The organism is Polaribacter aquimarinus, from assembly GCF_003129485.1.
Taxonomy (GTDB): domain Bacteria; phylum Bacteroidota; class Bacteroidia; order Flavobacteriales; family Flavobacteriaceae; genus Polaribacter; species Polaribacter aquimarinus.
Genome location: NZ_QFFG01000003.1, coordinates 324,161 through 350,286, shown reverse-complemented (window position 1 = coordinate 350,286; position 26,126 = coordinate 324,161). Strand labels below are relative to the sequence as shown.

At 29.3% G+C, this 26,126-nt stretch carries 28 protein-coding genes; 7 read left to right on the top strand and 21 right to left on the bottom strand.

The annotated features are described in order from the left end of the window. Positions 1 to 37: 37 nt before the first annotated feature. The 4 genes from DIS07_RS08730 to DIS07_RS08715 all read right to left on the bottom strand — a co-directional run bounded on the left by DIS07_RS08730 (position 38) and on the right by DIS07_RS08715 (position 3,319). Entirely contained in the window at positions 38 to 763 is a 726-nt protein-coding gene (locus DIS07_RS08730) for a head GIN domain-containing protein (RefSeq protein WP_109404854.1), read from the bottom strand. A 94-nt stretch (positions 764 to 857) separates the two neighbouring features. Then, positions 858 to 2,534: a PspC domain-containing protein gene (locus tag DIS07_RS08725; RefSeq protein ID WP_109404853.1), complete on the bottom strand. Its 1,677-nt coding sequence runs from the start codon at positions 2,532 to 2,534 to the stop codon at positions 858 to 860. After that, positions 2,527 to 2,871, bottom strand: coding sequence for a PadR family transcriptional regulator (locus DIS07_RS08720; RefSeq protein ID WP_109404852.1), 345 nt, complete (start codon positions 2,869 to 2,871; stop codon positions 2,527 to 2,529). The genes DIS07_RS08725 and DIS07_RS08720 overlap by 8 nt, the downstream gene beginning before the upstream one ends. Positions 2,872 to 2,890: 19 nt before the next feature. Beyond that, positions 2,891 to 3,319 (bottom strand): DUF4870 domain-containing protein, encoded by a 429-nt coding sequence (locus tag DIS07_RS08715; protein ID WP_109404851.1) that lies wholly within the window; start codon positions 3,317 to 3,319, stop codon positions 2,891 to 2,893. Positions 3,320 to 3,473: 154 nt separating this feature from the next. On the opposite strand from DIS07_RS08715, the gene DIS07_RS08710 reads away from it, so the two are divergent. After that, positions 3,474 to 3,929, top strand: a complete 456-nt coding sequence (locus tag DIS07_RS08710) for a DUF4442 domain-containing protein (protein ID WP_109404850.1) — start codon at positions 3,474 to 3,476, stop codon at positions 3,927 to 3,929. Position 3,930: 1 nt separating this feature from the next. Here the strand turns inward: DIS07_RS08710 and DIS07_RS15090 are convergent, their stop codons facing one another. Then, on the bottom strand, positions 3,931 to 4,077 hold the full coding sequence (locus DIS07_RS15090; protein WP_181374570.1) for a hypothetical protein: 147 nt from the start codon (positions 4,075 to 4,077) through the stop codon (positions 3,931 to 3,933). Positions 4,078 to 4,216: 139 nt separating this feature from the next. Between DIS07_RS15090 and DIS07_RS08705 the strand changes: the two genes are divergently transcribed. Further along, the gene (locus DIS07_RS08705; protein ID WP_109404849.1) at positions 4,217 to 5,062 is read left to right on the top strand and encodes a TIGR00266 family protein; all 846 of its coding nucleotides are present in this window, start codon (positions 4,217 to 4,219) and stop codon (positions 5,060 to 5,062) included. Positions 5,063 to 5,157: 95 nt separating this feature from the next. On the opposite strand, the gene DIS07_RS08700 is transcribed toward DIS07_RS08705, so the two are convergent. The 6 genes from DIS07_RS08700 to DIS07_RS08675 are packed head-to-tail and all read right to left on the bottom strand — an operon-like array spanning position 5,158 to position 13,755. Then, positions 5,158 to 5,859 (bottom strand): DUF4369 domain-containing protein, encoded by a 702-nt coding sequence (locus DIS07_RS08700; RefSeq protein WP_109404848.1) that lies wholly within the window; start codon positions 5,857 to 5,859, stop codon positions 5,158 to 5,160. 38 nt (positions 5,860 to 5,897) lie between these two features. Next, the gene (locus tag DIS07_RS08695) at positions 5,898 to 7,205 is read right to left on the bottom strand and encodes a DUF819 family protein (RefSeq protein WP_109404847.1); all 1,308 of its coding nucleotides are present in this window, start codon (positions 7,203 to 7,205) and stop codon (positions 5,898 to 5,900) included. A 2-nt stretch (positions 7,206 to 7,207) separates the two neighbouring features. Beyond that, positions 7,208 to 7,879, bottom strand: coding sequence for a DUF2490 domain-containing protein (locus DIS07_RS08690; RefSeq protein WP_109404846.1), 672 nt, complete (start codon positions 7,877 to 7,879; stop codon positions 7,208 to 7,210). 1 nt (position 7,880) lies between these two features. Beyond that, positions 7,881 to 8,549 carry a DUF2490 domain-containing protein gene (locus tag DIS07_RS08685; protein WP_109404845.1) on the bottom strand — a complete coding sequence of 223 codons (669 nt, stop codon included), beginning with the start codon at positions 8,547 to 8,549 and terminating at the stop codon, positions 7,881 to 7,883. A gap of 59 nt (positions 8,550 to 8,608) precedes the next feature. Beyond that, entirely contained in the window at positions 8,609 to 10,522 is a 1,914-nt protein-coding gene (locus DIS07_RS08680; protein WP_109404844.1) for a S9 family peptidase, read from the bottom strand. Positions 10,523 to 10,527: 5 nt separating this feature from the next. Next, positions 10,528 to 13,755 carry a WD40/YVTN/BNR-like repeat-containing protein gene (locus tag DIS07_RS08675; protein ID WP_109405061.1) on the bottom strand — a complete coding sequence of 1,076 codons (3,228 nt, stop codon included), beginning with the start codon at positions 13,753 to 13,755 and terminating at the stop codon, positions 10,528 to 10,530. 244 nt (positions 13,756 to 13,999) lie between these two features. On the opposite strand from DIS07_RS08675, the gene DIS07_RS08670 reads away from it, so the two are divergent. Next, positions 14,000 to 15,010, top strand: coding sequence for a right-handed parallel beta-helix repeat-containing protein (locus tag DIS07_RS08670; protein ID WP_109404843.1), 1,011 nt, complete (start codon positions 14,000 to 14,002; stop codon positions 15,008 to 15,010). A 2-nt stretch (positions 15,011 to 15,012) separates the two neighbouring features. Next, the gene (locus tag DIS07_RS08665) at positions 15,013 to 16,260 is read left to right on the top strand and encodes a T9SS type A sorting domain-containing protein (RefSeq protein WP_109404842.1); all 1,248 of its coding nucleotides are present in this window, start codon (positions 15,013 to 15,015) and stop codon (positions 16,258 to 16,260) included. 87 nt (positions 16,261 to 16,347) lie between these two features. On the opposite strand, the gene DIS07_RS08660 is transcribed toward DIS07_RS08665, so the two are convergent. The 7 genes from DIS07_RS08660 to DIS07_RS08630 form a co-directional block, all read right to left on the bottom strand. Further along, positions 16,348 to 16,512: an Arc family DNA-binding protein gene (locus tag DIS07_RS08660; RefSeq protein WP_109404841.1), complete on the bottom strand. Its 165-nt coding sequence runs from the start codon at positions 16,510 to 16,512 to the stop codon at positions 16,348 to 16,350. Between the two features lie 3 nt (positions 16,513 to 16,515). Then, positions 16,516 to 17,439, bottom strand: coding sequence for an alpha/beta hydrolase (locus DIS07_RS08655; RefSeq protein WP_109404840.1), 924 nt, complete (start codon positions 17,437 to 17,439; stop codon positions 16,516 to 16,518). A gap of 6 nt (positions 17,440 to 17,445) precedes the next feature. Next, complete coding sequence (locus tag DIS07_RS15085; protein WP_181374569.1) at positions 17,446 to 17,937, bottom strand: hypothetical protein; 492 nt, start codon at positions 17,935 to 17,937, stop codon at positions 17,446 to 17,448. A gap of 1 nt (position 17,938) precedes the next feature. After that, positions 17,939 to 18,097 (bottom strand): DUF4177 domain-containing protein, encoded by a 159-nt coding sequence (locus DIS07_RS08645; RefSeq protein WP_109404839.1) that lies wholly within the window; start codon positions 18,095 to 18,097, stop codon positions 17,939 to 17,941. A 1-nt stretch (position 18,098) separates the two neighbouring features. Further along, positions 18,099 to 18,587, bottom strand: coding sequence for a hypothetical protein (locus DIS07_RS08640; RefSeq protein WP_109404838.1), 489 nt, complete (start codon positions 18,585 to 18,587; stop codon positions 18,099 to 18,101). Next, positions 18,587 to 19,045, bottom strand: coding sequence for a hypothetical protein (locus DIS07_RS08635; RefSeq protein WP_109404837.1), 459 nt, complete (start codon positions 19,043 to 19,045; stop codon positions 18,587 to 18,589). The genes DIS07_RS08640 and DIS07_RS08635 overlap by 1 nt, the downstream gene beginning before the upstream one ends. Before the next feature lie 176 nt (positions 19,046 to 19,221). Then, positions 19,222 to 20,082 carry an SPFH domain-containing protein gene (locus tag DIS07_RS08630; RefSeq protein WP_109404836.1) on the bottom strand — a complete coding sequence of 287 codons (861 nt, stop codon included), beginning with the start codon at positions 20,080 to 20,082 and terminating at the stop codon, positions 19,222 to 19,224. 120 nt (positions 20,083 to 20,202) lie between these two features. Here DIS07_RS08630 and DIS07_RS08625 point away from each other — a divergent pair, with 120 nt between their 5' ends. The 3 genes from DIS07_RS08625 to DIS07_RS08615 all read left to right on the top strand — a co-directional run bounded on the left by DIS07_RS08625 (position 20,203) and on the right by DIS07_RS08615 (position 22,204). After that, positions 20,203 to 20,985: a S1/P1 nuclease gene (locus DIS07_RS08625; RefSeq protein ID WP_109404835.1), complete on the top strand. Its 783-nt coding sequence runs from the start codon at positions 20,203 to 20,205 to the stop codon at positions 20,983 to 20,985. Positions 20,986 to 21,096: 111 nt separating this feature from the next. Continuing rightward, complete coding sequence (locus DIS07_RS08620) at positions 21,097 to 21,594, top strand: TlpA family protein disulfide reductase (RefSeq protein ID WP_109404834.1); 498 nt, start codon at positions 21,097 to 21,099, stop codon at positions 21,592 to 21,594. 4 nt (positions 21,595 to 21,598) lie between these two features. Then, a complete protein-coding gene (locus tag DIS07_RS08615) occupies positions 21,599 to 22,204 on the top strand; it encodes a thioredoxin family protein (protein WP_109404833.1) in 606 nt (201 codons plus the stop codon). 97 nt (positions 22,205 to 22,301) lie between these two features. Here DIS07_RS08615 and DIS07_RS08610 read toward each other — a convergent pair whose 3' ends face one another. The 3 genes from DIS07_RS08610 to tsaD all read right to left on the bottom strand — a co-directional run bounded on the left by DIS07_RS08610 (position 22,302) and on the right by tsaD (position 26,033). Then, positions 22,302 to 23,105 (bottom strand): FkbM family methyltransferase, encoded by an 804-nt coding sequence (locus DIS07_RS08610; protein WP_109404832.1) that lies wholly within the window; start codon positions 23,103 to 23,105, stop codon positions 22,302 to 22,304. A gap of 47 nt (positions 23,106 to 23,152) precedes the next feature. Beyond that, a complete protein-coding gene (locus DIS07_RS08605) occupies positions 23,153 to 24,937 on the bottom strand; it encodes an LTA synthase family protein (RefSeq protein WP_235869115.1) in 1,785 nt (594 codons plus the stop codon). A 70-nt stretch (positions 24,938 to 25,007) separates the two neighbouring features. Continuing rightward, positions 25,008 to 26,033 (bottom strand): tRNA (adenosine(37)-N6)-threonylcarbamoyltransferase complex transferase subunit TsaD, encoded by a 1,026-nt coding sequence (gene tsaD / locus DIS07_RS08600; RefSeq protein WP_109404830.1) that lies wholly within the window; start codon positions 26,031 to 26,033, stop codon positions 25,008 to 25,010. Positions 26,034 to 26,126 lie beyond the last annotated feature (93 nt).

The window sequence follows — 26,126 nt, the reverse complement described above, 5'->3', positions numbered from 1 at the left end:
CAACCTCAAGAATTCAGTTTTGGTTGATTGAAAAAAATTATTTTCTAGAAACGTCGCCTCCAGAAGATGATTTTTTATTTACATGTTTTGGGTTTCCTTTAAAATCGATATCACCTCCACTAGAAGCACTTGCATCTAATTTTTCAGAAGCATAGATGTTAATGTCTGCACCACTAGAAGCTTTTACCAATACATTTTTGCTCTGTAAATTATAAGCATAAATAGAGGCGCCACTTGTAGCGCTTGATGCATGATTTATAGATTTACCAGATATTTTAATATCAGAACCACTAGTAGATCTGGTTTCTACGCTTGTAGCATCAATAGAAATTCTAATATCTGCACCACTTGTGGCTGTAATCGATATCTCATCAGTTTTAATAGTGTCTTCTCCATAAACATCACTACCACTTGTAGCCTTTAAAGAGTTTAATTCTACAACAGTTACATAAACTTTTCTTGCTTTTGCTCTCCAAATACTTTTTTCTGAATACACTTTTAAAATACCATCTTCTACTTCTGTTATAATAATATCGTGTAAGTTTTCATCTGCTTCAACAGTAATTTTATTACTGTTTCCTTGACTTATATATAGATCGATACCTGTACTAACTTTAATTCCTTTAAAATTATCATTAGTTTTTCTTTGTTTCGTTACAACGTTTCTGTTTCCGTTTATTCGGTTAAACATATCTACTCCACAAGAAGTAAAAATAGTAGCAATAAATAAAATTGTAATTGTCTTTGTTATTGAATTTTTCATAAGTTTTGGTTTATTTAGATTGTAAATCTCTATGATAAGACGTTTATAATCAAAGTAAGGTTACTCAATTGTTGATTTTTATAACCGAATTGTTTTAAATGGTTTTATCTTCTAAAATTTTATTATCTTTTTCCTCTTCGCAATCCAAACATTTTAGACTATAAGATGTCATTATAAAATAATGGTTTGCCATGTCTTTATCATATATATCTCCTACATTATCAACATGGTATAAAAAGTTTTTTATAGAGTTGTCAAAATAGACAATAGCATTTTCTGGTAAATAAAAAATAATATGTATTTCTTCATCTTTCCAAAGATTTTTAAATTCTGAGATAAAGAAAGCGTCTATCGTTATAGTTTTGTTTTCAATGCTAATGTTGTGTTGAATTTTTTCAGCATTTTTTCTAGCTTTAAATTTACTTTTTCCACGAGATTCTTTTTGAATTACATAATAAGCTTCATTAGAATTACTTTTCTTTACATCTACTTTTACATTATTGGTATAAACCATTTTGATATTATTAATTTCTACTTCTTGTTTGCGGGTAGATCTTCTTAAATTATCTTGATAATAGATGTCATCATCGTTATACATCTTTAGTGTAAGTGTATCATTTGCAATAATGTTAAAAGATTTTTTGGTATTGGTTTCACCATAATTCGCATGAGATGTACCAAACTCTAAACCTGTAAAAATCATAGTTAATAAAGCAACTATCCAAATTCCTAATAGTGATAAAGAAGTAGGTTTACTTATCTGTTTTACACTACTAGATAAAATTCTTAACCCCAATACAAATAAGATTAGAAACGGAATTCCAACTAATAAAAATAATGCTAAAGTTAATACCCATTTTGGTAACATTGAATCATAGAAAAATGGTGGATATTGCAGCATTTCTCCGTCAAAATCTAAAAATTCTAAACTTCCTACAGAAAACCCTCCAATAATTAGAGATAAAATAACAGCAGCAGCAATAAATACTAAAATTGCCCCAATAAATTTACCAATTACTTTAAAGAATACTAAAATAATTTTCCCTATGGTATTGATAAAATCTTGTAAACCGTTATTTTTTTTTGTCTTTCCCGAAAAAGTTTTATTCATTTTTTCTGAAAATTCTTGAGCACCATCTTTTATTTTATCTGATGCTTGGTTAGCTAAATCTTTAACATTTTCTGAAACAGCAGTAAATTCTTTTCTAATTTTTTTTTCAATATTATCAATGTTTACAGGTTCTCCTTCCATTTGAAGTTTTTCTGCTGTTGTTTTAGCTTCTGGCAATAAAATCCAAAGAATTATGTAGAGTAAAATTCCGAAACCGGCTCCAAAGAATAAGGCCAATAACCCTAAACGAATCCAAATGGGATCTACATCAAAATAATGAGCAACACCTGATGCAACTCCTCCTAAAAACTTATCGTCAGGATCTCTAAATAACTTTTTTCCAGAAGTATTATTTCTTTGATATGAGTAGCTAGAATCGTTGTAAGACTCTTCTGCTTCTGCATAATCCTCTGGTTGCCCCATGATTTTAATAACATCATCAATATCTCCTTCATTAACAACTTGTCTTGCGTCAGTTATTTTTTCTGATAAAAGCTCGCTAATACGTGCTTCTATATCTGCGATGATTTCGTTTTTACCTTGCGGGTCATCACTTAATGATCTAGAAATCGATTCTAGATATCGTTTTAATTTCTGATAGGCAACTTCATCAATATGGAAGAAAAATCCGCCTAAATTTATGTTGATAGTCTTATTCATTTGTAGTAGATTTTTTGCTAATTACTTGGTTTACTGAATTGATTAAATTACTCCATGTTTTATCTAGTTCTTTTAAAAACATTCCACCGTTTTCTGTTAAAACGTAATACTTTCTTGGTGGTCCAGAGGTTGATTCTTCCCATCTATACGTTAATAAACCGGCGTTTTTAAGGCGAGTTAATAACGGGTATATGGTTCCTTCAACCACAATCATTTCTGCGCCTTTTAGAGTAGAAAGAATTTCAGAAGTATATGCATCACCTTTCTTTAAGATGGATAAAATGCAATACTCTAAAATACCTTTTCGCATTTGCGCTTTTGTATTTTCTATCTTCATTTATTGTGGTTTATAATTGTTATTTTACAAATTTTATTGTGAAAGGATATTTGTAATTTTCTCCTTCTCTTGCTTTTAATGAAGCAATAATTACTAAAGCTATTCCTATAAGATAAATCAGTCCAGTTATAGAACCTAAACCTATAAAACCAAAAATATTATTCATATTAAAATCAATATTTATGTGATGATTAAAATTGTCCCAGTTTCTAAAAAAAGACCCAAATGCAAATGGAATAAAAACTATGCTTATTAGAAATATATAAAGTGTATAACTTAGATTAAAGTTTACAGCTTCTTTACCTTGTTCATCTAAAAAAGTACTTCTATCTTTTAAAGTTTGCCACGCAATAAGAGGCGCAACTATATTTCCGAACGGAAATATAAAACCAGCAAATGCAGATATATGTAATAAAAAAGCGTTCGTGTTTTCGTTATTTTGTTTCATAATTATAAAATATATATAATACTTGCTTATGCAAATATATGTCTTAAAAAAGGTATTATGCAATACATAGTACTATAATTAACATTTTATTAACATTTTTAAGATTGTATTTTTTAGTTAAAAAAGTGGTAAATTGTGAGCAAATACAAGCTTTATGAAGATAACTCCAGCAAAAATAAATTCTTTTATGTTTTTTAAATTACCATTAGGTTGGTTGTCTGGTCTAAGAGTAAAATCGATTACAGAGTCGAATTCAATAGTAATAATTAGACATAGGTGGATAAATCAGAACCCGTTTAAAAGCATGTTTTGGGCTGCACAAGGTATGGCAGCAGAAATGACAACTGGTGTTTTGGTAATGAATGCTGTTGAGGCATCAAACAAAAAATTTTCGATGTTGGTTACAAAACAAGAAGGAGGTTTTTTTAAAAAAGCTACAGGTAAAATTACCTTTACTTGTAACGATGGATATTTAATAAGTTCAACTTTAAAAAAATCCATAGCAACAAAGGAAGGGCAACTAATCACATTATCATCAGAAGGTAAAAATGAAGATGGAGTAGTGGTTTCTAATTTTAAATTCGAATGGAGTATAAAAGTAAAATTATAAATTACCTTTTCTTCTGATATGGTTTAGGTCTTTGTTCAGTATAATCACAATCTTGAAAAATACCACAAGAATTACTAGTTCTGGCTAACGATTTTGTAATTTCATACTTTTTTGATAAAGCTTCTATTTCTGGAGTTAGATATTTCATAATCAATTTTTTTATTTTTTCTTCATTCCAAAAATAACAATTTTGGAAATTGCAAAAAGTTAAAAAAAATATAATTCATATCTTTAGTTGTAACATTTAATAGCTATTATAATCTAATTAATATCAAACAAAAAAAATTATGTATCAAGATAGAATTCCACAAAAATCATCAAATAGAACACCACAAAATGCACACGAAATAGATTATAAAATTTTTGGTGAAGAAATGCAATTTGTAGAAATAGAATTAGATCCTCAAGAAGGTGTTGTAGCAGAAGCAGGCACATTTATGATGATGGACAATCATATTAAAATGAATACTATTTTGGGAGATGGTTCTAATCAAGAAAAAGGAATACTAGGAAAGATTTTTTCTGCAGGAAAACGAATTTTAACTGGTGAAAGTCTATTTATGACCGTTTTTACTAATGATGGAATAGGAAAGAAACAAATTTCATTTGCATCTCCTTATCCTGGAAAAATTATACCTATTGATTTGTTAGAATTTGGAGGTAAATTTATTTGCCAAAAAGATGCTTTTTTATGTGCGGCAAAAGGAGTTTCTATAGGAATTGAGTTTTCAAAAAAATTGGGTAGAGGTTTGTTTGGTGGTGAGGGGTTTATTATGCAAAAAATGGAAGGTGATGGTTTGGGTTTTATACATGCTGGAGGAACCATGGCAAAAAAAGTTTTACAACCAGGAGAAGTTTTAAAAGTTGATACTGGCTGTATTGTTGGTTTTACTCAAGATGTAGATTATGACATTGAGTTCGTTGGCGGAATAAAAAATACATTTTTTGGAGGAGAAGGTTTATTTTTTGCTACTCTAACCGGTCCTGGAACAGTATATGTTCAATCTTTGCCATTTAGTAGATTAGCAGGAAGGGTACTTTCTATGGCTCCAAGAACTGGAGGTGGAAAAAGAGGAGAAGGTAGTGTTTTAGGAGGTATTGGAGATTTGTTGGATGGAGATAATCGATTTTAAATCGGTTTCTAACTCAAATAGAAGTGTTTATAGTATTAATAATCAAAAAAAAACCGAGCAATTGCTCGGTTTTAGTTTATAATTTAGAAAAATTATTATTTTTCATTTTTTTTAATTTTATCCAAATAGTCTTGAAAAAGTTTACCATAATCAGATTGTTTAACTTTGTCAGATAATGAGTTATTAACTGTATCAAGCATTTTTATACTTGCATCATACATTTCTGTTAAACCAAGATAAGGAGCAACCTCTGAGTCTGAATTTGAAAGTGCAAAATTAGTAGTAAAGAGCACTTTTCTTTTGGTAAGTTTTAAGATGTTTTTGTTTAATTGTTCTAATAGCACTTTATCGTTAGCCTTTTTTGCTTCAAATTCATCTTTAACAAAATCCAATCGTTTGTTTTGAAACTGTCTATTTACAACATTGTATTTGTCTAGTATTTCTTGATTTTTAGAACCTTTTATTTCAGGACTATACCCAAATTGTTCTAGTTTATCAGTAATAGTAATTATTCCTTTTTCACCGAAAAATAAAATTCTTTTATCAGTAGTATTTCCATCAAAAGTTAAGTAATATAATACAGGAGAATCTACATTATCACTTAAAGTAAAAGAATCACTTCCTTTTAAAGTAATAGAATCTACAGAGACCAACAAGGTGTCTTTCATTTTTTGAAGGTATAAAGTACCTTTTTTAAGGCCTTTAATCTGTCCAGTTACAACCATATTTCCTTCTTTTTTAGAAGAACAAGCTGTTATTAAAACAGATAGAAATAAAAGCGTGATAATTTTCTTCATCGAATCAAAAATTTAGTCTGCAAATATGCTGATTTTTTTTAAAGTGTAGCAGATAATTCCATTAAAATAGTACAAACAATAGCACCAACGGTTCCAATAGCATAACCAAAAACAGCCAATAAAACCCCAACAGTTGCTAAAGATGGATGAAAAGCTTGTGCAACAATAGGAGCAGAAGCAGCACCACCAACATTTGCTTGACTTCCTACTGCTAGAAAGAAATAAGGTGCTTTTATAATTTTAGCAACTATAATTAATAGTCCTGCATGAATTGCCATCCAAACAATACCAATTACAATTAAGCCTAAATTATCAAAGATTAAGGCTAAATCCATTTTCATACCAATAGTGGCTACTAAAATGTAAATAAAAATACTTCCTATTTTACTAGCACCAGCGCCTTCGTAGTTTTTAGCTTTAGTAAAAGAAAGTAATACTGCAATTATTGTAGAAATACTGATTAACCAAAAGAATCCAGAACCTAAAAAAGAAAATATGTTTCTCCATGTTTGCGACTCTATTGAGGCCACCAAATTACTAAAAAAAACACTTAAATATTTTGATGCAAAATGACCAAAACCAACTGTACCAAATGCTATAGCTAGCATAATCATAAAGTCTGTAAGCGTTGGATTTTTCTTTACTTTTTGAGTAAATTCTAACACTTTATTTTTTAACTCTTCGATAGCAGAATTGTCAGCTTTTAACCATTTATCAATTTTATCTTTTTTACCAATTCCAATTAATAAAATTGCCATCCAAATATTGGCTACTACAATATCAACAAAAACCATTCCCCCGTATTTTGCAGGATTATATTGATAAATTTCTAGCATTGCCGTTTGGTTGGCACCACCACCAATCCAACTTCCTGCTAATGTTGATAAGCCTCTCCAAACGGCATCAAAATCAGCCCCACCAACAGTTTCTGGGGAGAAAATAGAAATTAATAAAATGGCTATTGGTCCGCCAATTACAATACCTATAGTTCCTGTAAAAAACATAATTAAAGCTTTAGATCCTAAGTTAAATATTGCTTTTAAGTCAATGCTTAAGGTCATTAAAACTAATGCAGCTGGTAGTAGAAATCGACTAGAAACATAATACAATTGAGATTTGTTTTTTACGATTTCTCCAGCAGCATTTTCAATTTCCCATTCAGGAGAAATCACTCCAAATGTGGTAAATAATGCAGGTATAAAATAAGCCATAAATAAGCCTGGAACGATCTTGTAAAATTTATGCCAAAACCCAACAGTTTTGCTTTCAGTATAAAAAACAAAACCCAAAGAAATCATTAAAATACCAAAAACAATAGCATCATTTGTAAAAATTGGTTCAGACATAATTATATCGCTTTTTGTGTATGATTTGTATTTAAAATTAAACCAAGTAAAATTCTTTTTTGTATGCCGTTAGGTAGTTTTATTTGTTGGTATCCAACATTTATTTTTAAATTTTTATTGAATTTATGTAGGAACCCAAAACCAGTCCAATTTTGTACAAATCGTTTGCTTTGATCGATATTCAAAAAAATCTCATTATAACCGTAAACAGACCAATTATCGGCTATTGGATAATTTAAATTCAAATCGTATCGAAACCAATGACTAGCACTGTTTCCTGAATTTTCACTTATAAAACGATGCTCAAATCGAAAACGATGTCTTAACTTTAATTTGTTTAAAAAGTTTGTATAATTAATGTCTTCATACATTCTATTTTCTGTAACAAAAGAATTTTGTGAACCAAAAAAAACATCAGTATTTACATAACTATATCCGATAGTAACGTTTAATTTTTTTGTAAAAGAATAATTTGCTCCAAGTCTATAAATTTCTTGTTGAAAATTATTTGCCAATTCATAATATCTAAAATGAGCCATAGATTTCACAGCCCATTTTTCTGATATTTTATGAGAACCATTATACATAAACCAACTACCAAGTTCGCTATTTGCATTTTGTGAAAATAAAGTATTAAAATAGAAAAAACAGATGATAAGAAAGAGTAAACGCATTTTAGTGTTTTATATGATTTGTGTTTAATATTATTCCCAGTTGCAATCTATGAGATTTTGTTTTGCTAAATTTTGTAAACATATAGCCTATTTTTAATTTTAGTTGTTTGCTTATCTTTTGAAGAAACCCAAACCCTGTTCTATTTTGTCCAAAAGATTTAGTTGCGAATTTTAAAAAAATCTCATTAAAACCATAAGTTGTTAAAGTTTTAGTAATTGGAAGACTTAAAAATAGGCCATATCTAATTCTATGAGTAGTTTTATTCTCAAAATTCTGTCTTCTAAAACGTTGAGCTAATCGAACTCTATGGATTACAGAAAAGTTAGCCCATTTTTCTTTAATATTTAAATCTTGATAAAAACGATATTCGTACAAATCTGGTAAGTCTGCTTTATAAGATCCATCTGTTATTGAGTATACACTACCTAAAGTTAAATCTATGGTGTTATTAAATTTATAGTTTAATCCTAATCTGTAAATTTCTTGTTGATATTCTGTGATAAACTCAAAATATCTGACATGAAAACTTGTTTTTAAAGTGTATTTTTCTGATAATTTATGAGAACCATTGTACATATACCAAGTTCCTAATTTGTTTTCAGAAGAAGTCTGAGCTTGCAGTTGATAAAGACTCAATGTCAAGCACAGAAAAAAACTTATTTCTTTCATCCTTTATTTTTACTTAGCGAAAGTAAAATTTTCTAATTAATAATTTTTTTAATAATTATTTAAAGTTCATTTTGTTTAAATGGTTCTTCTTTTTTTAAGTATTTGTCCAAGAATTGTAAAATTCTACTATTAGATTCTATTTGATTTTCTTTTTTTACAAAGCCATGGCCTTCATCTTCAAATAGAACATATTCTACAGGAACTCCATTCTTTTTAACTCCTGCTACTATTTCATCAGATTCTACTTGTAAAACTCTTGGGTCTTTAGAACCTTGTAATACGATTAAAGGTTTGGTTACTTTATCTGTGTGAAATAAAGGTGAAATCTTTTTTAAACGAACAGAATCTGCCGAGAAAGGGTCACCCAATTCTTTGTACAAAGCTTCTCTAAAAGACTCCCAATAAGGAGGTATGCTTTTTAATGTTCTTATCCAATTGGTTACTCCAAATAGATTTACTCCAACAGTAAATTCTTCCGGTGTGTAGGTTAGTGCAGCCATGGTCATGTAGCCACCATAAGAACCGCCAATAATTCCTATTTTTTCTCCATCAATTACACTCTGTTTAGCTAGCCAATTTTTACCCTCAACACAGTCTCTTAAATCTTTATCACCATGGTTTAAATCATCCATTTTATAAAACGATTTTCCATATCCGCTACTTCCTCTATTATTTACTGCTAAAACAGCATAACCGTGATTAACCAAATACTGAATAGTAGATGAGAAAAATTGACGAGATTGCCCCCCAGGACCACCATGAACCCAAACTAAAGCAGGGACTTTGTTGTTTTCTGATGCCTGATGAGGAACATAATAAATAGCGGGAATGGTAACTCCATCAAAAGAAGGATAACGAATTACTTTAGCGCTTACCAAATGAGAACCATCAATTTCTTTGTTTAGTACATCAGTTAATTGAGTTTGTTTTTTCGATTCTAAATCGTAAACATATAAGTTTGACGGAGTGTGAGAACCACCTGCGTAGAATCGCATTGTAGTTTCATCTCTTGAAAAACCTACATTAGTGATGCTTTGTCCATCTACATTAGGTAATTCTATGTTTTTTTGTGCAGCAACATCATATACTTCAATTACATTTTTAGCATCTTCATTGATATAAGTTACGCGATATTTTCCATTATTTGTAAAATAACTTCCACTAATATCCCAGTTTTTTGCTAGCACTTTCTCAGTTGTTCCAGACGCAATTACATATTTCATGAGAGTTGCAAATTCACCATCTGCATCTGTGGTGTAATAGAATGCTTTGTCATCAAGAGAGAAATCTTCTGCAGAGTTTCCACTCATTGTTTTGTTAATTTTTATTGTTGTATTGGTTGTTCTATTAAACAAGAATAAATCGCTATCATTTGTATTGATGGTTTTACTCAATGCAAATAAATTTTTATCATTAGAAATCGCCGAAACATCATATCCTTTTTTATTTTCATAAATCATTTTTGCAGTGAAATCTTTAATTTCCATTTCATAGATATCCATAAAACGACGATCTCTTTTGTTTGAAGCATAAAAGAAACTTTTGTAATCTTTTGCCCAACCATAAAAACTAGCTCTAGCACCTTTGTCTGGTGTTAAATCTCTAGTAGAACCGTTTTTTTCTCTTAAGAAAATATGAAAGTTTTCATCTCCATTATTATCCATTCTAAATAACATTCTTTCATCATTCGGAAAGTATGACGTTCCGAAAACGGATGAACTGTCTGAAGCCGTTATTGGATAAAATGTACCGTCTTTTGTAGATACAGTATACATATTGTAAATTCCAGAACGATTGCTAGATACTAAAAGTTTAGATTTATCGGGAGAAAAACTTCCTCCAAAAATACTTTCATTATCCATGATTTGCTCAATGGAATATTGTTTGAGGTTTTTTACAACATCATTCTTTTTTTCTGATTTACACCCTATAATAAGGGTGATTGCCGATAATAGTAAGATTAATTTTTTCATAATATTTAGTTAGCAGAGTATATTTTAGTTTCTTTAAAAGGTGATATTTTAATGTTTTCTACAGACGATTTGTAGGTATTCCAATCGTTGTTGAAAAAAGTGTTTGTCATAGTAACAGCTGTGGTAAACTGCTCTTTAAATTGATTCATTAATACAGTTTCAGTTGAGGTTTGTTCTCCAAAACGAGAGCGAATATATCTGCTTGCTAAAAAGAAACGTTGATTTACGGTAATTTCTGGATTTCTAGTTATTCCTTGCCTCTTGTCAATTTTTCCTAAATATAATGCAATTAAGTCCTCTATTTTTTTTGATATTTCAGTAGATTTTTTAATCTGTTCCTTATATTTCTTTTTATCCTCTTTATTAAGTTTTAATTTAATGGTAGCTACAGTATTTTTACTTTCTACTAACTGTTTTACAATAGCTGCAATTTTTGCTTGATATTTTTCTAGCTCTTTACTTGCGTTGTATTTTTGGTTGATAGCTACATTTGAAATTTTAAGTCTAGGATCGAATACTACTTTAATGTTTTGTTCAGAAACAACATCTCCAAAAGTCATTTTAAGTTTATAAGTTCCAGGTTTTACAGAAACACCACTTGGTTCTCTTTTCGATTTTCTAATGGTTCTAGAAGCTCTTGCAACACCTTTTTCTCTTAAATACCAAGTAGTTTTATGGATTCCATTATCTTTTGGAGCTTTCATTTTTAAGGTTCTTATTTGACGAGTGCCATCAAAAATTTCTAGTTTAATAGAATCATATTTAACTTTATTAGTTTTCTTAACATCGTTTGAAATAACATTTTTGTCTTTCTTACTTCTTTTTTTAGTTTTTTTCTTTTTTGAAGCCTCTTCTTTCTTTTCTTTAGGTCTATTTATATAATAAGAAATAGTAGCACCACGTTTTCTGTTTTCTCCTTGATACATTGCATCTGCTCCAAATCGGCTTCCCGTAGGTTGTTGATATGCAGTTTGATAAGCAGTAGGAGGTGAGAATAATTCTAATTTTTTAGAAATTATATTTCCTTTAGCCAAAGCCCTTAAAGGTCTAATGTCATCTAAAACCCAAGCTGCACGTCCAAAAGTTCCAATAATTAAATCGTGTTCTCTTGGATGAATTACTAAATCTTTAACAGGAACAGTAGGAAAACCTTCTGTCCATTTTATCCATTTTTCCCCAGCATTTACAGAAACATACAAACCATCATCTGTACCCAAGAACAATAGGTTTGCATTTTTAGGATCTTCGATAATGCATAATGTATAACTTAGTACGTCATTTTCATTTACAATTCTTGTCCAAGTTTTTCCGTAATCTTTAGTTCTGTATGCATAGGGAGTATAGTTAAAACGTCTGTAATCATTTGCTACTAATAGAGCTTCACCTTTATTTTTGTTAGAAGCTTTAATTTGCGTTATCCAAGAATTTTTTGGTAAATCTTTAATGTTTTTAGCCACGTTTGTCCAAGAATCTCCACCATTTTTTGTAATGTGAACTTGCCCATCATCAGTAGCTGCCCACAATACATCTTTTTCTAATACAGTTGGTTCAATCACCAAAACGGTACAATGATTTTCTGCTCCTGTAGCATCCATAGTTAGACCACCGCTTTCAGATTGTTTTAATTTTTCTGGATTATTTGTTGATAAATCAGGAGAGATTACAGACCAAGTTAAACCTTTGTCAGTAGATTTATGTACAAACTGACTTCCGAAATATAGTGTAGAATTATCAAAAGGATCAATGTTTATAGCTGCATTCCAATTAAAACGTAATTTAACTTTTGGATCTTTGTGCGTTGGACGAACTCCATAGTTATTGCCTGTTAAATAATCGTATCTTGATACATAACCTTGTTGGCTCATAGACCACCCATATCTAGAGTTGTCTTTATCGGGTACAACATCAAAACCATCACCAAAACTAATTTCTTGCCAATACGAATTACGAATTCCTTGCGCTTTCCAAACATAAGCAGGACCTCTCCAAGAACCATTGTCTTGCATTCCGCCATAAACATTATATGGAAATTCGTTATCTACATTAATATGGTAAAATTGAGCTACAGGAATGTTACCTATAAATCGCCAAGATTTTCCACCATCTTTGGTGATATTTAATCCGCCATCATTACCATCAATCATAAATTTTCCATTCTTTGGATGAATCCACCAAGCGTGATGATCTGGATGCACACCATTGTCAACTCCATAAGCAGGCATCAATTGTTTAAAAGATTTTCCACCATCTTGAGAAACATTTACATAAGTAAAAACGGTATATAATCTGTTTTCATTTTGAGGATCTACATATATTTCTGAGTAGTAAAAAGGTCGATTTCCAATACCAGGCTTATCGTTTATTTTTTTCCATTTAAAACCACCATCTTCACTTTTGTATAAAGCATTTTTTTTAGCTTCTACCAAAGCATAAATAACATCAGGATTACTAGGCGCAATTGCCACCCCAATTCTTCCTAAATCCCCTTTTGGGAAACCTTCTTTTTCAGTAATTTTTTTCCAGTTTTCTCCACCATCATGAGTAATGTATAAACCAGAGCCTTCTCCACCAGACTTAAAAAACCAAGGGTCACGTTTGTGTTCCCACATTGCAGCGATTAATTTATTAGGATTTTTGGGGTCCATTATTAAATCTCCAGTTCCTGATTTTATATTGGTAAAGAGAATTTGTTTCCAAGTTTTACCTCCGTCTGTAGTTTTGTAAACACCACGCTCTTTGTGTTCTCCCCAAGGTGAGCCAATTGCACCAGCGTAAACTACTTCTGGATTCGTTGGGTCTATAATTATACGATGGATATGACGTGTTTTTTCTAAACCCATAGCTTTCCAGGTTTTTCCTGCGTCTAAAGATTTGTAAATTCCAAAACCGCCATTTAAACTATTTCTTGGGTTTCCTTCACCTGTTCCTGCCCAAATTACACTAGGGTTCGATTGCTGAATTGCAATTGCACCAATAGAAGCTGTTAATTCTTTTTCGAAAATTGGTTCCCATTTTATACCTCCAGAAGTAGATTTCCAAATTCCGCCAGAAGCTGTTCCAGCATAAATTATATCGGGATTAGATTCGACAACATCAATAGAAGTTACACGTCCAGACATTCCTCCAGGACCAATATTTCGTGGTTTCATGTTTTTTAGGATATCCATAGAAAACTCTTGTGAAAAGAGTAAACTAGTAGTGCATAAAAAAAGTAGTGTAAATAATTTTTTCATTTTGTATAGTTTGTTGATTTGAATTAGTGGGAACAAGATACAAAATAGAAAACGCTAAATAAAAGTAGAATACTTATTTAACAATTTCAAATTTAAAAAGGTTAAATACTTTTATTAAAAAAAATATAGTTTATCATATGCTTTATTTAATGATTGTGTTTTATTAAAATACCTATTTGTAGGTATTTTATAATGTTACTTTTCAGTATAGGTTTGTCTAATTAAATTTAAAATAAAACTTACTATGAAAAAAACTAGACTTTTTAAAAACCTAATTTTAACAGTTTTTGTAAGTTGTTCTTATTTATTGAATGCACAAATTTCTGTCGATAACAAAGAAGACACCAACCCAATGTTTAAAAATTTACAAACCGCAATAAATGCTGCAAATACAGGGGATACCATTTATGTACATTCTTCTACTATTAACTATGGAAATGTAGAAATTGATAAAAAAATTGTATTATTAGGGAGAACACCTAGAACAAACCCTGCAACAATTGGTACTATAGAAATTAAACTCTCTGGTTCTGGTACAATTATTAAAGGGTTGAGTATTAATAGAATTAGTACAACCTTTGCAACTAATTTATTAATAGAAAATAATTTAATAAATTCAATCAACTTTGGAAACCCAACAACCACCAATAGAATTGCTACCATTAGAGGTAATTATATTAGAAATATTAACAACCCACGAAAAACGCTCATTACTAACAACTTTATAACGGGTGGTATTGGTTCTGTTGTAGAGGTAAACTCAACAATTATTACAAATAATATTTTTATAAGCACTAGTTTTTTAACTAATGTAGATAAGGCTAATGGTAAAAAAGCCTTGGTGCAGAATTGTATATTTTTAGTAAGGTCTACAAATCTAATAAAGTTAAGATTAAATGATGTAAATTTAACAAATTGTTTATTGTTTAACTATGGTGGTGCTACTTTTGAGATTGATGAAGCAAACTCTGTCAATTATTCTATTTCAGATATTTTAGAAAATACCAACCCACAATTTACTAAATTTAATAGTGATAATTTTGAAGATATTACAAATGATTTTACATTAATGACAGGTTCTCCAGCCATTGGTGCAGGTTTAAACAATCAAGATATTGGTATTATGGGTAATGGGTATAATTATAGAACAACTTTGCATCCTTTTGGTATACCAACTATACAAATAGTTTCTTCTACTGGACAAGTACCAGAAAATGGCACCATAAAAGTTACATTTACTGGTAAATCTAACTAATTATGAGGTTTTTAAAATATAAAATACTCTTTGGGTTTGTGTTGCTGTCTACTCTTTTTTATGGACAACAAATAAAAACAGGCGAGTATTTTTTTAACAACGACCCAGGTTATGGAAATGGAACTAGTTTTACAGTTACAGAAACAAATGGCGAGTTTACTAAAACCATTGAAACTCCCGTTCAAAATTTACAATCTGGTTTTCATACCATTTATGTTCGAGTAAAACAGAATAATGTTTGGAGTACTTTTGATAGAAATTTATTTTATAAGATTGATTCAAATATTGCATTTACAGGTGATGTTTCTATAAAAAATATAAAATCTGCAGAGTATTTTATAGATGCTGATCCTGGTTATGGAAAAGGAGAAGCAATTGCTATAACCGAAACGAATGAACTAGAATCTACTTTTTCTGTAGATGTAAGTAGCTTAGCAAAAGGGATGCATATTATTTATGTAAGAGTAAAAAGTGTAAATAATCAATGGAGTAATTTTAGTAGAAGATTGTTTTATATTTCTACCAAACAAGAAATTACCTATTCAGAATCGTCAATTGTGAGAGCAGAATATTTTTTTGATACAGATCCTGGTTATGGAAAAGGAGAAAATATTCCTTTAGATGCCTCTGGTAAAGAAATTAGTCAAGCTTTTACAGTAGATGTAAGTAGTTTAGAAGAAGGTTTTCATATCATATATTTTAGAGCGCAAAATGGAAATAAAGAATGGAGTACGTTTGAGAGATCAATGTTTTATAAATCTGGAGCTGCTTTTATGCAACCAGAAGAATCTCCAATAATTGCTGCTGAATATTATTTTAATGAGTTTAAAGATTATGGTACAGGTACAGCAATTACGTTAGCAACGAATAGTGAGGGTAATTTTGAAACAGACATTAATACAGGAAACCTAACAGAAGGAGAACACCTATTATTTGTAAGAGCAAAAAACGAAGCTGGTATTTGGGGATTGCATGATGTAGTTGCATTTAAAATTGATAACGCTTTAGGAGTTAACCAAGCTTTGGTAAAAGACTTTGGGGTTTATCCAAATCCAGTTCAAGATGTTATTTCTGTGACCACTTCTCATCAATTAGAATCTTATAAATTGTTCAATTCAGTTGGAGTTGAAGTAAAAACAGGAAGTTTTAAAGAGAATAGTATTAAGGTTTCAAATTTATCAACAGGAGTCTATTTCTGTGTGATAAAATCGGATAAAGGAACTATTGTAAAAAGAATAGTGAAAAAGTAAAAGAAAAGTAAATTTGATTTTTTGAGTCTCGTTATTATTTAATGATAACGAGATTCTTTTTAAAGAAAACTGTAACTGCCAACTAATTTATTCTTCCTTTTTTTTAGGTTCTCTTTTGGCATCTTTTAAACTTTGCATTAGCATCCATTCGATTTGTCCGTTTGTAGAGCGGAATTCGTCCGAAGCCCATTTTTCAATAGCTTTCATCATATCTTCATTCATGCGCAATGCAAATGCCTTTTTCTTTGCCATGTACTATTTTTTAATAAATTTTACTATTGTTTTAATTAATTCTGATGATAACGGATAATCTGGTTTTAAATATGAAGTTTGGTTTTCAATGTTAGAATTTACTTCCTTTAAAACATGATTCATGTTTTTAATAATCTTAATTTCTGCATTCGGATTTGCCTTGTGTAAATCTCTTGCATCTGTTTCTTTTACTTGCAAGTCTCTATCACCATTTACAATTAAAATAGGAACTTTTACTTTTTGAATTTCTTTTTCTGGACTGTATTCTATCCAAGAACTTAAAAAAGATTGATTTTCTTTTCTAAAGATAGAAATAAGCATTGGGTTTACGTTTTCAATTTTTCCAGTAGTAGCCAATTCTTTAAAATGAGCTATGGTAATAGAATCTAAAAAAGGTGCTTTTTCTTGAATTTGTTTGATAATTGTTTTGTCTGCACTCATTCCAGGACCAGCAATAGAAATTAATTTATCAACTTTCTCTGATGCCAACATTGCAACTAAAGAACCTTGACTATGGCCAACAAGAATAATTTTACTAAAACGCTTATCATTTTTAAAGTGATATATTGCTTTTTTTACATCAGTTACATAATCGTTAATATGAACCCCATTTTTAAGAATAGGAATATTTTTTTTGGTTGCTGTTCTTTTATCATAACTGTAAAAAGCAATATTGTGTTTGTTAATACTGTCTCTAAATTGTTTAATATAGTTGGCTTTAATCATTGGGGTTTGATTCCCATTGCGGTCTATGTTTCCAGAACCGTGAACCCAAATAATTAGTGGTAAATTGGTTTGAGTATAAGTGAGGGTTCCAGGAAGTTCTACGTCATTATTATTTAACAGAATACCTTCAGATTTTACCTGAGCAATGGTAACAGATATTCCTATGACATATAAAACCAAGTATAAAATCACTCTAATCATAGTGAATTAATTTAAATACGTTTTTAAAACTTGTTTAGCTTCTATTTCTTTTTGAGTACCAATTAAAATTTTTTTATTGTTCTGCAATTCTAATTGAATTCCAATGTCTCCTTTTACATTAATAGCTTTTCCTTTTTTTTTATTGAATGGAAAGCCACCTTTTAATCCCCAACCACCATATTCACCGATAGGGTCATAATTTCTAACATGAGCATTTTTAATTTCTTTCCAAGAAATAGTCTTAAAAGAAAAGTGAAAAGGAAAAAACTGATAATGGATGCCATTTTCATCAATTCTTGTTTTTAGTTTGAAAAAGAAAATAGGAATAGTACATATGAGAATTAACATTATTATAAAGATTACTTCATTTAGAGAAACATTAGAGTTTTCTTTATAAAATTCCTTAAGAATAATTCCGATAGGTACCATAATACTAATCCCTAAAATTAAGAACAACCAGGGTTGTGTAAAGCGTTGTTCTTCTTTTAAAACTTTCATTTTATCTGTTTTTATCTCTTTCTAAAACAACTGCCATCCAACCTTGAGGCAAATCTAAAACCTGCCAACCTTCTCTTGCATGCTGATTTAGGATATCTTCAAGATTTTGTAATCTATTTCTAAAACCTAATTTTAACTTTATAACTTTATATTCTTTCATCTTATAAATATTTTATTTCTATTCTTGAATTTCTTTTTTTAATATCTTTTAAAAAGTATTCTATTTGATTTTTCTCTTTCTGTAATTCGATTACTTTCTTTCTACCATTATTTTTGAATAGTGTAATTTCTATCTTACTGTCTTCATCAATATTTTCATCTTCTTCATTTTCATCATAAACTTCAATTTTAATTAAATCGTTTACGTCTATTTTATTTACCCAAACTTTTTTAAAAAGTGAACGAAAAAAATCATAAATTATAAGAACAGCTACTATTCCAAAAAACCACAACTTTATATTTTCATAAACTCCAATAATATTCTCATAGTTTTCTACTTTTTTTATAAAAGTAGAAATAAACAGAAGACTCATAAAAAATTTAAATAAAATGATAACATATTTCCATTTTCTATAATTAATTTTAATTTCAGAATTGTTAATTTCTAAATTACCATCTATAACTTGATATGTTTGACTTGCTAGTGACATTAAATGTTTTTAACTATTATCCTAGAGTTTCTTTTTTTTAAATCATCCAAAAATGGTTCTATTTGATTTTCTAAATTTCTAAAACTCAAATCTTGCTCTCTTTTGTCAGAGAAAACTAGAGTTAATTCTGTTTCAAATTCTTCTTTATCTAAATTAATTTTAATTATTTCATTTATAATTAAATTCTTTTTCGATTTTTTTAAGAAAAACAAATTGTAAATTATAAGCACAATTGCTATCATTCCAATAATTCGAAAACCAAAATCTAAATAGTGAAATATTGTTTCAAAATATTTTTCTCTTTTTAGATTTCCAAATGCACTAATTCCAATAAGAACTAAAAAAACACCTAAATAACCACCCCTTCTTTTTAGGTCTGACTTATAGCTTTTTAGATCTAGGAAGAGTTTATTATTATCCATAGAAACATAGCCATCAACCAAAACAAATTTCTTCATTTTTTATTTTTTTTATAAGAGACAAAACTAATTAGGATACCTATAACAGTTCCAATTGAAGCTCCGTATACAACACCTATAGTAATATTATTAAACATTGTGCCGAATGCCGTTCCAAAAGAAGTCCCTAAAGAAATACTTAATACAAATGTGTTGATTGTTTATTATCATACATTTTAATGACTTAAAGTACCTGTATTAACAACTGGAGACGCTTCTTTATCACCACATAATATAACTAATAAATTGCTAACCATTGCTGCTTTACGTTCTTCATCTAGTTCCACAATTTCCTTTTTACTCAGTTCTTCTAAAGCCATTTCTACCATTTCTACAGCACCTTGCACAATTTTATGTCTTGCCGCAACAATTGCAGTTGCTTGTTGTCTTTTTAACATGGCAGAAGCAATTTCTTGAGCATATGCTAAATATCCAATTCTGGCTTCTAAAACTTCTATTCCGGCAATAGATAAACGTTCTTCAAGTTCTTTTTCTAAAGCTTCAGAAACTTCATTTACACTAGATCTTAAGGTAATATCTTCATCATGACCTTCGTCTGCAAAATTATCATAAGGATACATACTTGCCAATTTACGAACGGCAGCATCAGTTTGAACTCTTACAAAGTTTTCGTAATTGTCCACATCAAAAGCAGCTTTATAGGTATTGGTTACTCTCCAAACCAAAATAGTAGAAATCATAACAGGATTTCCTAGTTTATCATTCACTTTTAAACGTTCACTATCAAAATTACTGGCTCTTAAAGAAATTGTTTTCTTTCTGTATAAGGGATTTGCCCAATACAAACCATTTTCTTTAATGGTTCCTACATACTTACCGAAAAGTAGAATTACTTTAGAAGTATTTGGATTTACTAGTATGAAGCCAAAAAAACCAATAAAACCGATAATTATTAATGGAATATATAGTGGTGTTTCATGAATTATTGACATGATTATTCCTCCAAAGAAGAAGATTAGTACAATTGCTAACATTAAATAACCGTTAGCTGGTTTTATTATTTTTTCTGATTTCATTATATAAAAATTAAAGTGATATTAAAATGATATTACAAAGATATGATTATTTTTTGTTGATTTCCAAATTAATAGAGATTTATTTTATATTTTAGCTATCAATTCAAATCTTAATTACTGATGAAAATTAAATTCATATTTTTAATATCTTTTTTGTTTTTTTCGAATATAACATTAGAAAAACCAATGTTTTGGGGAAAAAATGGACATAGAGCCACAGGTGAAATTGCTGAAAAACATCTTACAAAAAAGACAAGAAAATGTATTGATAAAATCTTAAAAGGGCAAAGTTTAGCTTTCGTATCTACTTTTGCTGACGAAATAAAATCGGATAAAAAGTTTAACAAGTATTATTCTTGGCATTATATTAATATGGATTTTGATAAAACTTATGCAACATCCAAGAAAAATCCTCAAGGAGATTTAGTTACTGGAATAAAAAAATGTATTTCAGTTTTAAAGGATAAAAAGAGTTCTGAAGAAGATAAAGAATTTTTCCTAAAAATGTTGGTTCATTTTATTGGTGATTTACATCAGCCAATGCATATTGGTAGAAGAGAAGATAAGGGAGGGAATACAATACAAGTGCAATGGTTTGGTAAAGGCACAAATTTGCATAGAGTTTGGGATGAAAATATGATAGAGGAATGGGATATGAGTTATATAGAATTGGCAGATAATGCTAAAGATTTGTCTAAAAAACAGATTCAAGCCATTCAAAAAGGTACAATTGTAGAATGGGTAGATGAAGTGCATGAACTGACAAAAAAAGTATATAAATCTGTAAAAGTAGGAGAGAATTTACGTTACAGATACTCTTATAAATACTTTGGTACTGTTAGAACACAATTACAAAAAGGTGGAATTCGATTGGCAAAAGTTTTAAATGATATCTTTGACTAAAAAGATAGTTAACAAATACCAAAACCCTCATGATTATAAGATTATGAGGATATTTTGTTAAGGATTAGTTAATTGTTTTTTTGAGAAATAACTTCTTTGTAAATTTAAGAAATGAAGCAAAAGCTAATTTTCTCTTGTTTAATATTTTTATTTTTACTCTCTTGTAAAGAAGATTTTAAAAAAATAACTTCAGTAAAGTCATACGATTTTAATGAATTAAAACCATTATTAACAAAAAACGATGATAAAATTTATGTCGTTAATTTTTGGGCAACTTGGTGCGGACCATGTGTAAAAGAATTACCTTATTTTGAGAGGATTAATCAAGAATATGCAGGCAAAAAAGTAGAAGTTTTGTTGGTAAGTTTAGATTTTCCGAAACAAGTAGAAAAACGACTAATTCCATTTATTAATAAAAAGAAATTACAATCTAAAGTTATTTTGCTAGATGATGTTGATGAAGATTTCTGGATCAAAGCAATAGACTCAAACTGGTCTGGAGCACTACCAGCTACCATTATTTATAATAAAAGTAAAAGAAAGTTTTACGAGCAATCTTTTAGTTATGAAACTTTAGAAAAAGAATTAATAACCTTTTTAAATCCTTAACAATATGAAAGTTTTTAAATCACTTTTACTACTATTTGTCTTATCTATGTCTGTTGCATTTTCTATAAAACCAAGAGATGGTTACAAAGTAGGTGATGTTATAGAAGATTTTAAATTAAAGAATATTGATGATAAAATGGTTTCTTTGTCAGATTATACTGATGCGAAAGGATTTATCATCATTTTTACCTGCAATATGTGTCCGTATTCAGTGGCCAACGAAGATAGAATTATCGCATTAGATAAAAAATATAAAACATTAGGATATCCAGTTATAGCTATTAATCCAAATGATCCAAAAGCAATGCCAGGAGATGGTTTTCCACAAATGAAAGTAAGAGCTGCTGAAAAAGGATTCACTTTTCCTTATTTATTTGATGAAGGACAAAAAGTGTATCCAAAATTTGGAGCATCAAGAACTCCCCATGTATATATTGTAAGTAAATCAAAAATGACATTAGAATATATTGGAGCAATAGATAATAGCTCTAGAAACCCAAATAAAGTAACAGAAAAATATGTGGAAGATGCAGTTGATGCATTATTAATGGGTAAAAAACCTATGAAAACAGAAACTAGAGCTATTGGTTGCTCTATAAAAACACTCTAAGAAAAATGATTTAGAAGATTAATTGAACCTTTTCTCTAATAACTAAAAACCTCAAGCTAAAACTTGAGGTTTTTTGATTTATATAAATGTAACTGAATTATTTTTTTTTAATGCTATCTTTTATTTTACCAATAACTGACGAAAGGTTAGATTTAAAAACAACTTTTTTTGATACTGAATTTAAATGTGATTTAGTTTTATGAGATAATTTATCAAAATAATCTTGTCTTACCCAAAATTGATCTCCTGCTATATGATTTACTTTACTTAAAATAAGCTTGAAATTATTATTAATTAAAAATTCTTCAATGTCACTTTTTAAAGCTTGTCCTTCATAAAGTGGAACTTTTTCTACTTCTAACCAGATAGATTTTACATTTTTAAGCATCGAATTGGCTCCTTGTAAAACCATTAATTCTGCTCCCTGAACATCCATATGAATAAAATCTATGGTTTTTACTTTTTTTTCTGAGCAGAAGTTTTCTAATGTATTAGTTTTTATTGTTATTGATTCCTTGAACTCCAACCAAGGATGAACTTCTTTAGTTTTTCCAGGTTTAAATAATGATGAACTTTTATTTCCAAAATCTGTAGAGTTGTCGTCTGGAGTATCTCTATTTGGAGGTTTTCCTGAAGAAACATAGAAAGTTGCTGTTCCTTTTCTTGAAGATAAACCAATCTCATGTGGATGTAAATTGTCTAAATTATATTTGTTTTTATTTTTTAAAACTTTAGAAAAATTATTAGGAATAGGTTCAAAAGCATAAATGTTACTTTTTTTGAAAATGTTTAAATATCTAACACTGCTCAGTCCCTCACAAGCACCAATATCAAAAAAAGTAAGGTTGTTGTTTATGTTAAATAAGTTGGTTAGTACTTTTTCATGCAATTCTAATTTCATGGCTACGATTTTATATAACTAAAGTAATTATTAATTTTAAAGTTACCTTATTTTCTTTCTAAAAAATCTTGATAAGATATTTGAGTAATTGCTTTACCCAAAGAGTCTAATTTACTAGAATCTTTAGAATTCAGAATCGGCTTTTTACCAATATAATCATACACATAAAGGTCATCTTTCGTAAGTGTTCCATATCCTTTGTTAAAAACATAATGTGCATATTGTCTGTCTGATGTATTGAATATATTTTTGCCAAATATAAATTTATCTTTGTTTCCATCTAATAAATCTAAAAGTGTATATGCAAAATCAACTTGACTGCTAACAGTGTTTATTTCTATTCCTGATTTATGTATAGCTCCTCCCAACCAGAGCATTGGAATTTGAAATTTTTTAGGAGAAAAATAAGGTCCTTCATGTTTTGGAGAACTATGTCCATGATCAGCCATAATTACAATTAATGAATTCTTGTACCAATCTTGTGTTTTTGCAAATGCAATAAAATCTCCAATAACTTTATCTGTATAGACATGTGCACTTCTGTACTTATTATCTTCTCCTTTTTTACCAAATTTATATTCACCCTTTATTTCATAAGGTTCATGACTAGATAGGGTTAAGGCAATTTTAAAAAAGGGTTCAGGTTGTTTTTTAGAAATGTCTTTTGCAAAACGCTTCATAAAAACATCATCATAAGCACCCCATTTAGAATTCCAATCTTTTTCATCAAATTCACTGCCATCTACAATTTCTTGAATCTCAGCACTTCTTAAATAGGTATTCATATTGCCAAAATTTAAATCTCCCCCGTAATAAAATGCTGTTTTATATCCTAAAGTATTCATTTCTTTAGGCAGCATTGGTAAACTTCTAGTTTTATTGGGCATCCTCATAATCCTTTTAATAGGTTGTGGGTAATATCCACTTAAAATAGCAGGAATTCCTTTATCAGTTCTGTCCCCATTACTATAAAAATTGGTAAATAAAATACCTTCTTTTGATAGCTTATTTAAATTAGGTGTAACACCAGATTCACCACCTAAAGAACCTACTACTTTAGCTGATAAACTCTCCCAAAGAATTAGAATTACATTGGGTTTATTTGTGTTTAAAATGCTGTCGGTATTTGATTCTAAAAGTGAATTTCTTCTTTTATTTATAATATTTTTAGCAGTTTCATCATCAAAATATTTGTACGGATTTGTCCCATCTGTCTTATGAGTTATTGTATTAAAGAAATTCCATATAAAATTTAATGCTGCATGATTGGCAAACATTTTATTAGAAAAATACACATTACTTTGATTTATTGGAATGGTTTGCAGACCACCTCTACCAATTAGTATTAAAAGAGCCAGCGCTGGTAGAAGTGCAAATGTTTGTAACCATAATCCTTTTTTAATTTGTTTTTTGAAATTTATAAAGAATTTTAAAAATAGTTTTATTACTGTAAACGATATAATGAACCAAGCAATAATTCCCAAAATTAGCTGAGAGCTAGAAGCCGAAGCAATCATTACTTCGGGGGTGTTCAAATAATTAAAAAGAGTAGTGTCTAATCGGGTTCCCCAAGCTTGATATAAATTTAAATCTAAAACAAGCAATAAGCTTATAATAATTATAATAATTATGGAATACCACTTAAGAAAAACCTCTATTATTTTCCAATTTGTAAAAACTCTAAAAATGATTAATAGAAATGGAAAAAGACAAAGATAAGCTGCAAAAGAAGCATCTAATCTTAAGCCATATAAGAAGGTTTTTAAAATGGTTAGAAACTCTAAATCTGTAGTTTTATTAAAATAAAATATAAGAAATAGTAATCTAGCCAAAATAAAATAACAAACCCAAAAAAGGAAATAATAAAAATTGAAAAGGATTTTATTTTTTAAAGAAAGCATTTTATTCAGTTACTTTTAATCTTGCTTTGGCAGTAACTGAAACATCAGAATAATTACCGTCTAAGTATTTTAAATAGCCAGTAATTGCAATCATTGCAGCATTGTCGGTTGTATATTCAAATTTAGGAATATAAGTAGTCCAATTAAAATGTTTTTCTGCCAATTGTAAGCGATTTCTAATTTCTGAATTTGCAGAAACACCACCAGCAATTGCAATGTGTTTTATTCCCGTTTTTTTAACTGCATTTTTTAGTTTATCCATTAAAATTTCTACGATAGTAAACTGAATTGAGGCACAAATATCATTCAATTTTTCCTTTATAAAATTAGGGTTTATTCTTTGTTGTTTTTGTACAAAATATAAAATTGCAGTTTTTAAACCACTAAAGCTAAAATCTAAATCCCCAACTTTAGGTTTGGTAAAAGTAAAAGCTTTTGGGTTTCCTAATTTTGCGTATTTATCTATTAAAGGACCTCCAGGATAAGGTAAACCTAATATTTTTGCAGATTTATCAAATGCTTCTCCTACTGCGTCATCAATAGTTTCTCCTAAAATTTCCATTTCAAAATAATTTGCAACCTTCACAATTTGTGTATGGCCACCACTTATAGTTAAACATAAAAAAGGAAAAGGAGGAATCTTGTTATCTTCTTCTTGAATAAAATGTGCTAAAATATGCGCTTGCATATGATTTACAGCAATCAGTGGAATTTGTAAACCTAAAGCTAAAGATTTTGCAAATGAGGTACCAACAAGAAGAGACCCCATTAAACCAGGACCTTTTGTAAAAGCAATAGCCGATAATTCTTCTTTAGTGATATTTGCTTGTGCTATTGCCTGTTGTACAACAGGTACAATGTTTTGTTGATGTGCTCTTGAAGCTAACTCTGGAACAACGCCTCCATATTTAGAGTGAATTTCTTGGTTAGCAATAACATTACTTAATATTTTTGAGTTGCATGTCACAGAAGCACTTGTGTCATCACAAGAAGATTCTATTCCAAGGATATACATTGGTTTTTGCATGAAAAAAATCAATTTGCGGCAAAATTAACGATTATTTTATCTAGAAAACTTTTTTTAAGTATAGAAATTTAATTCTTTGTTAAATTTGAACGT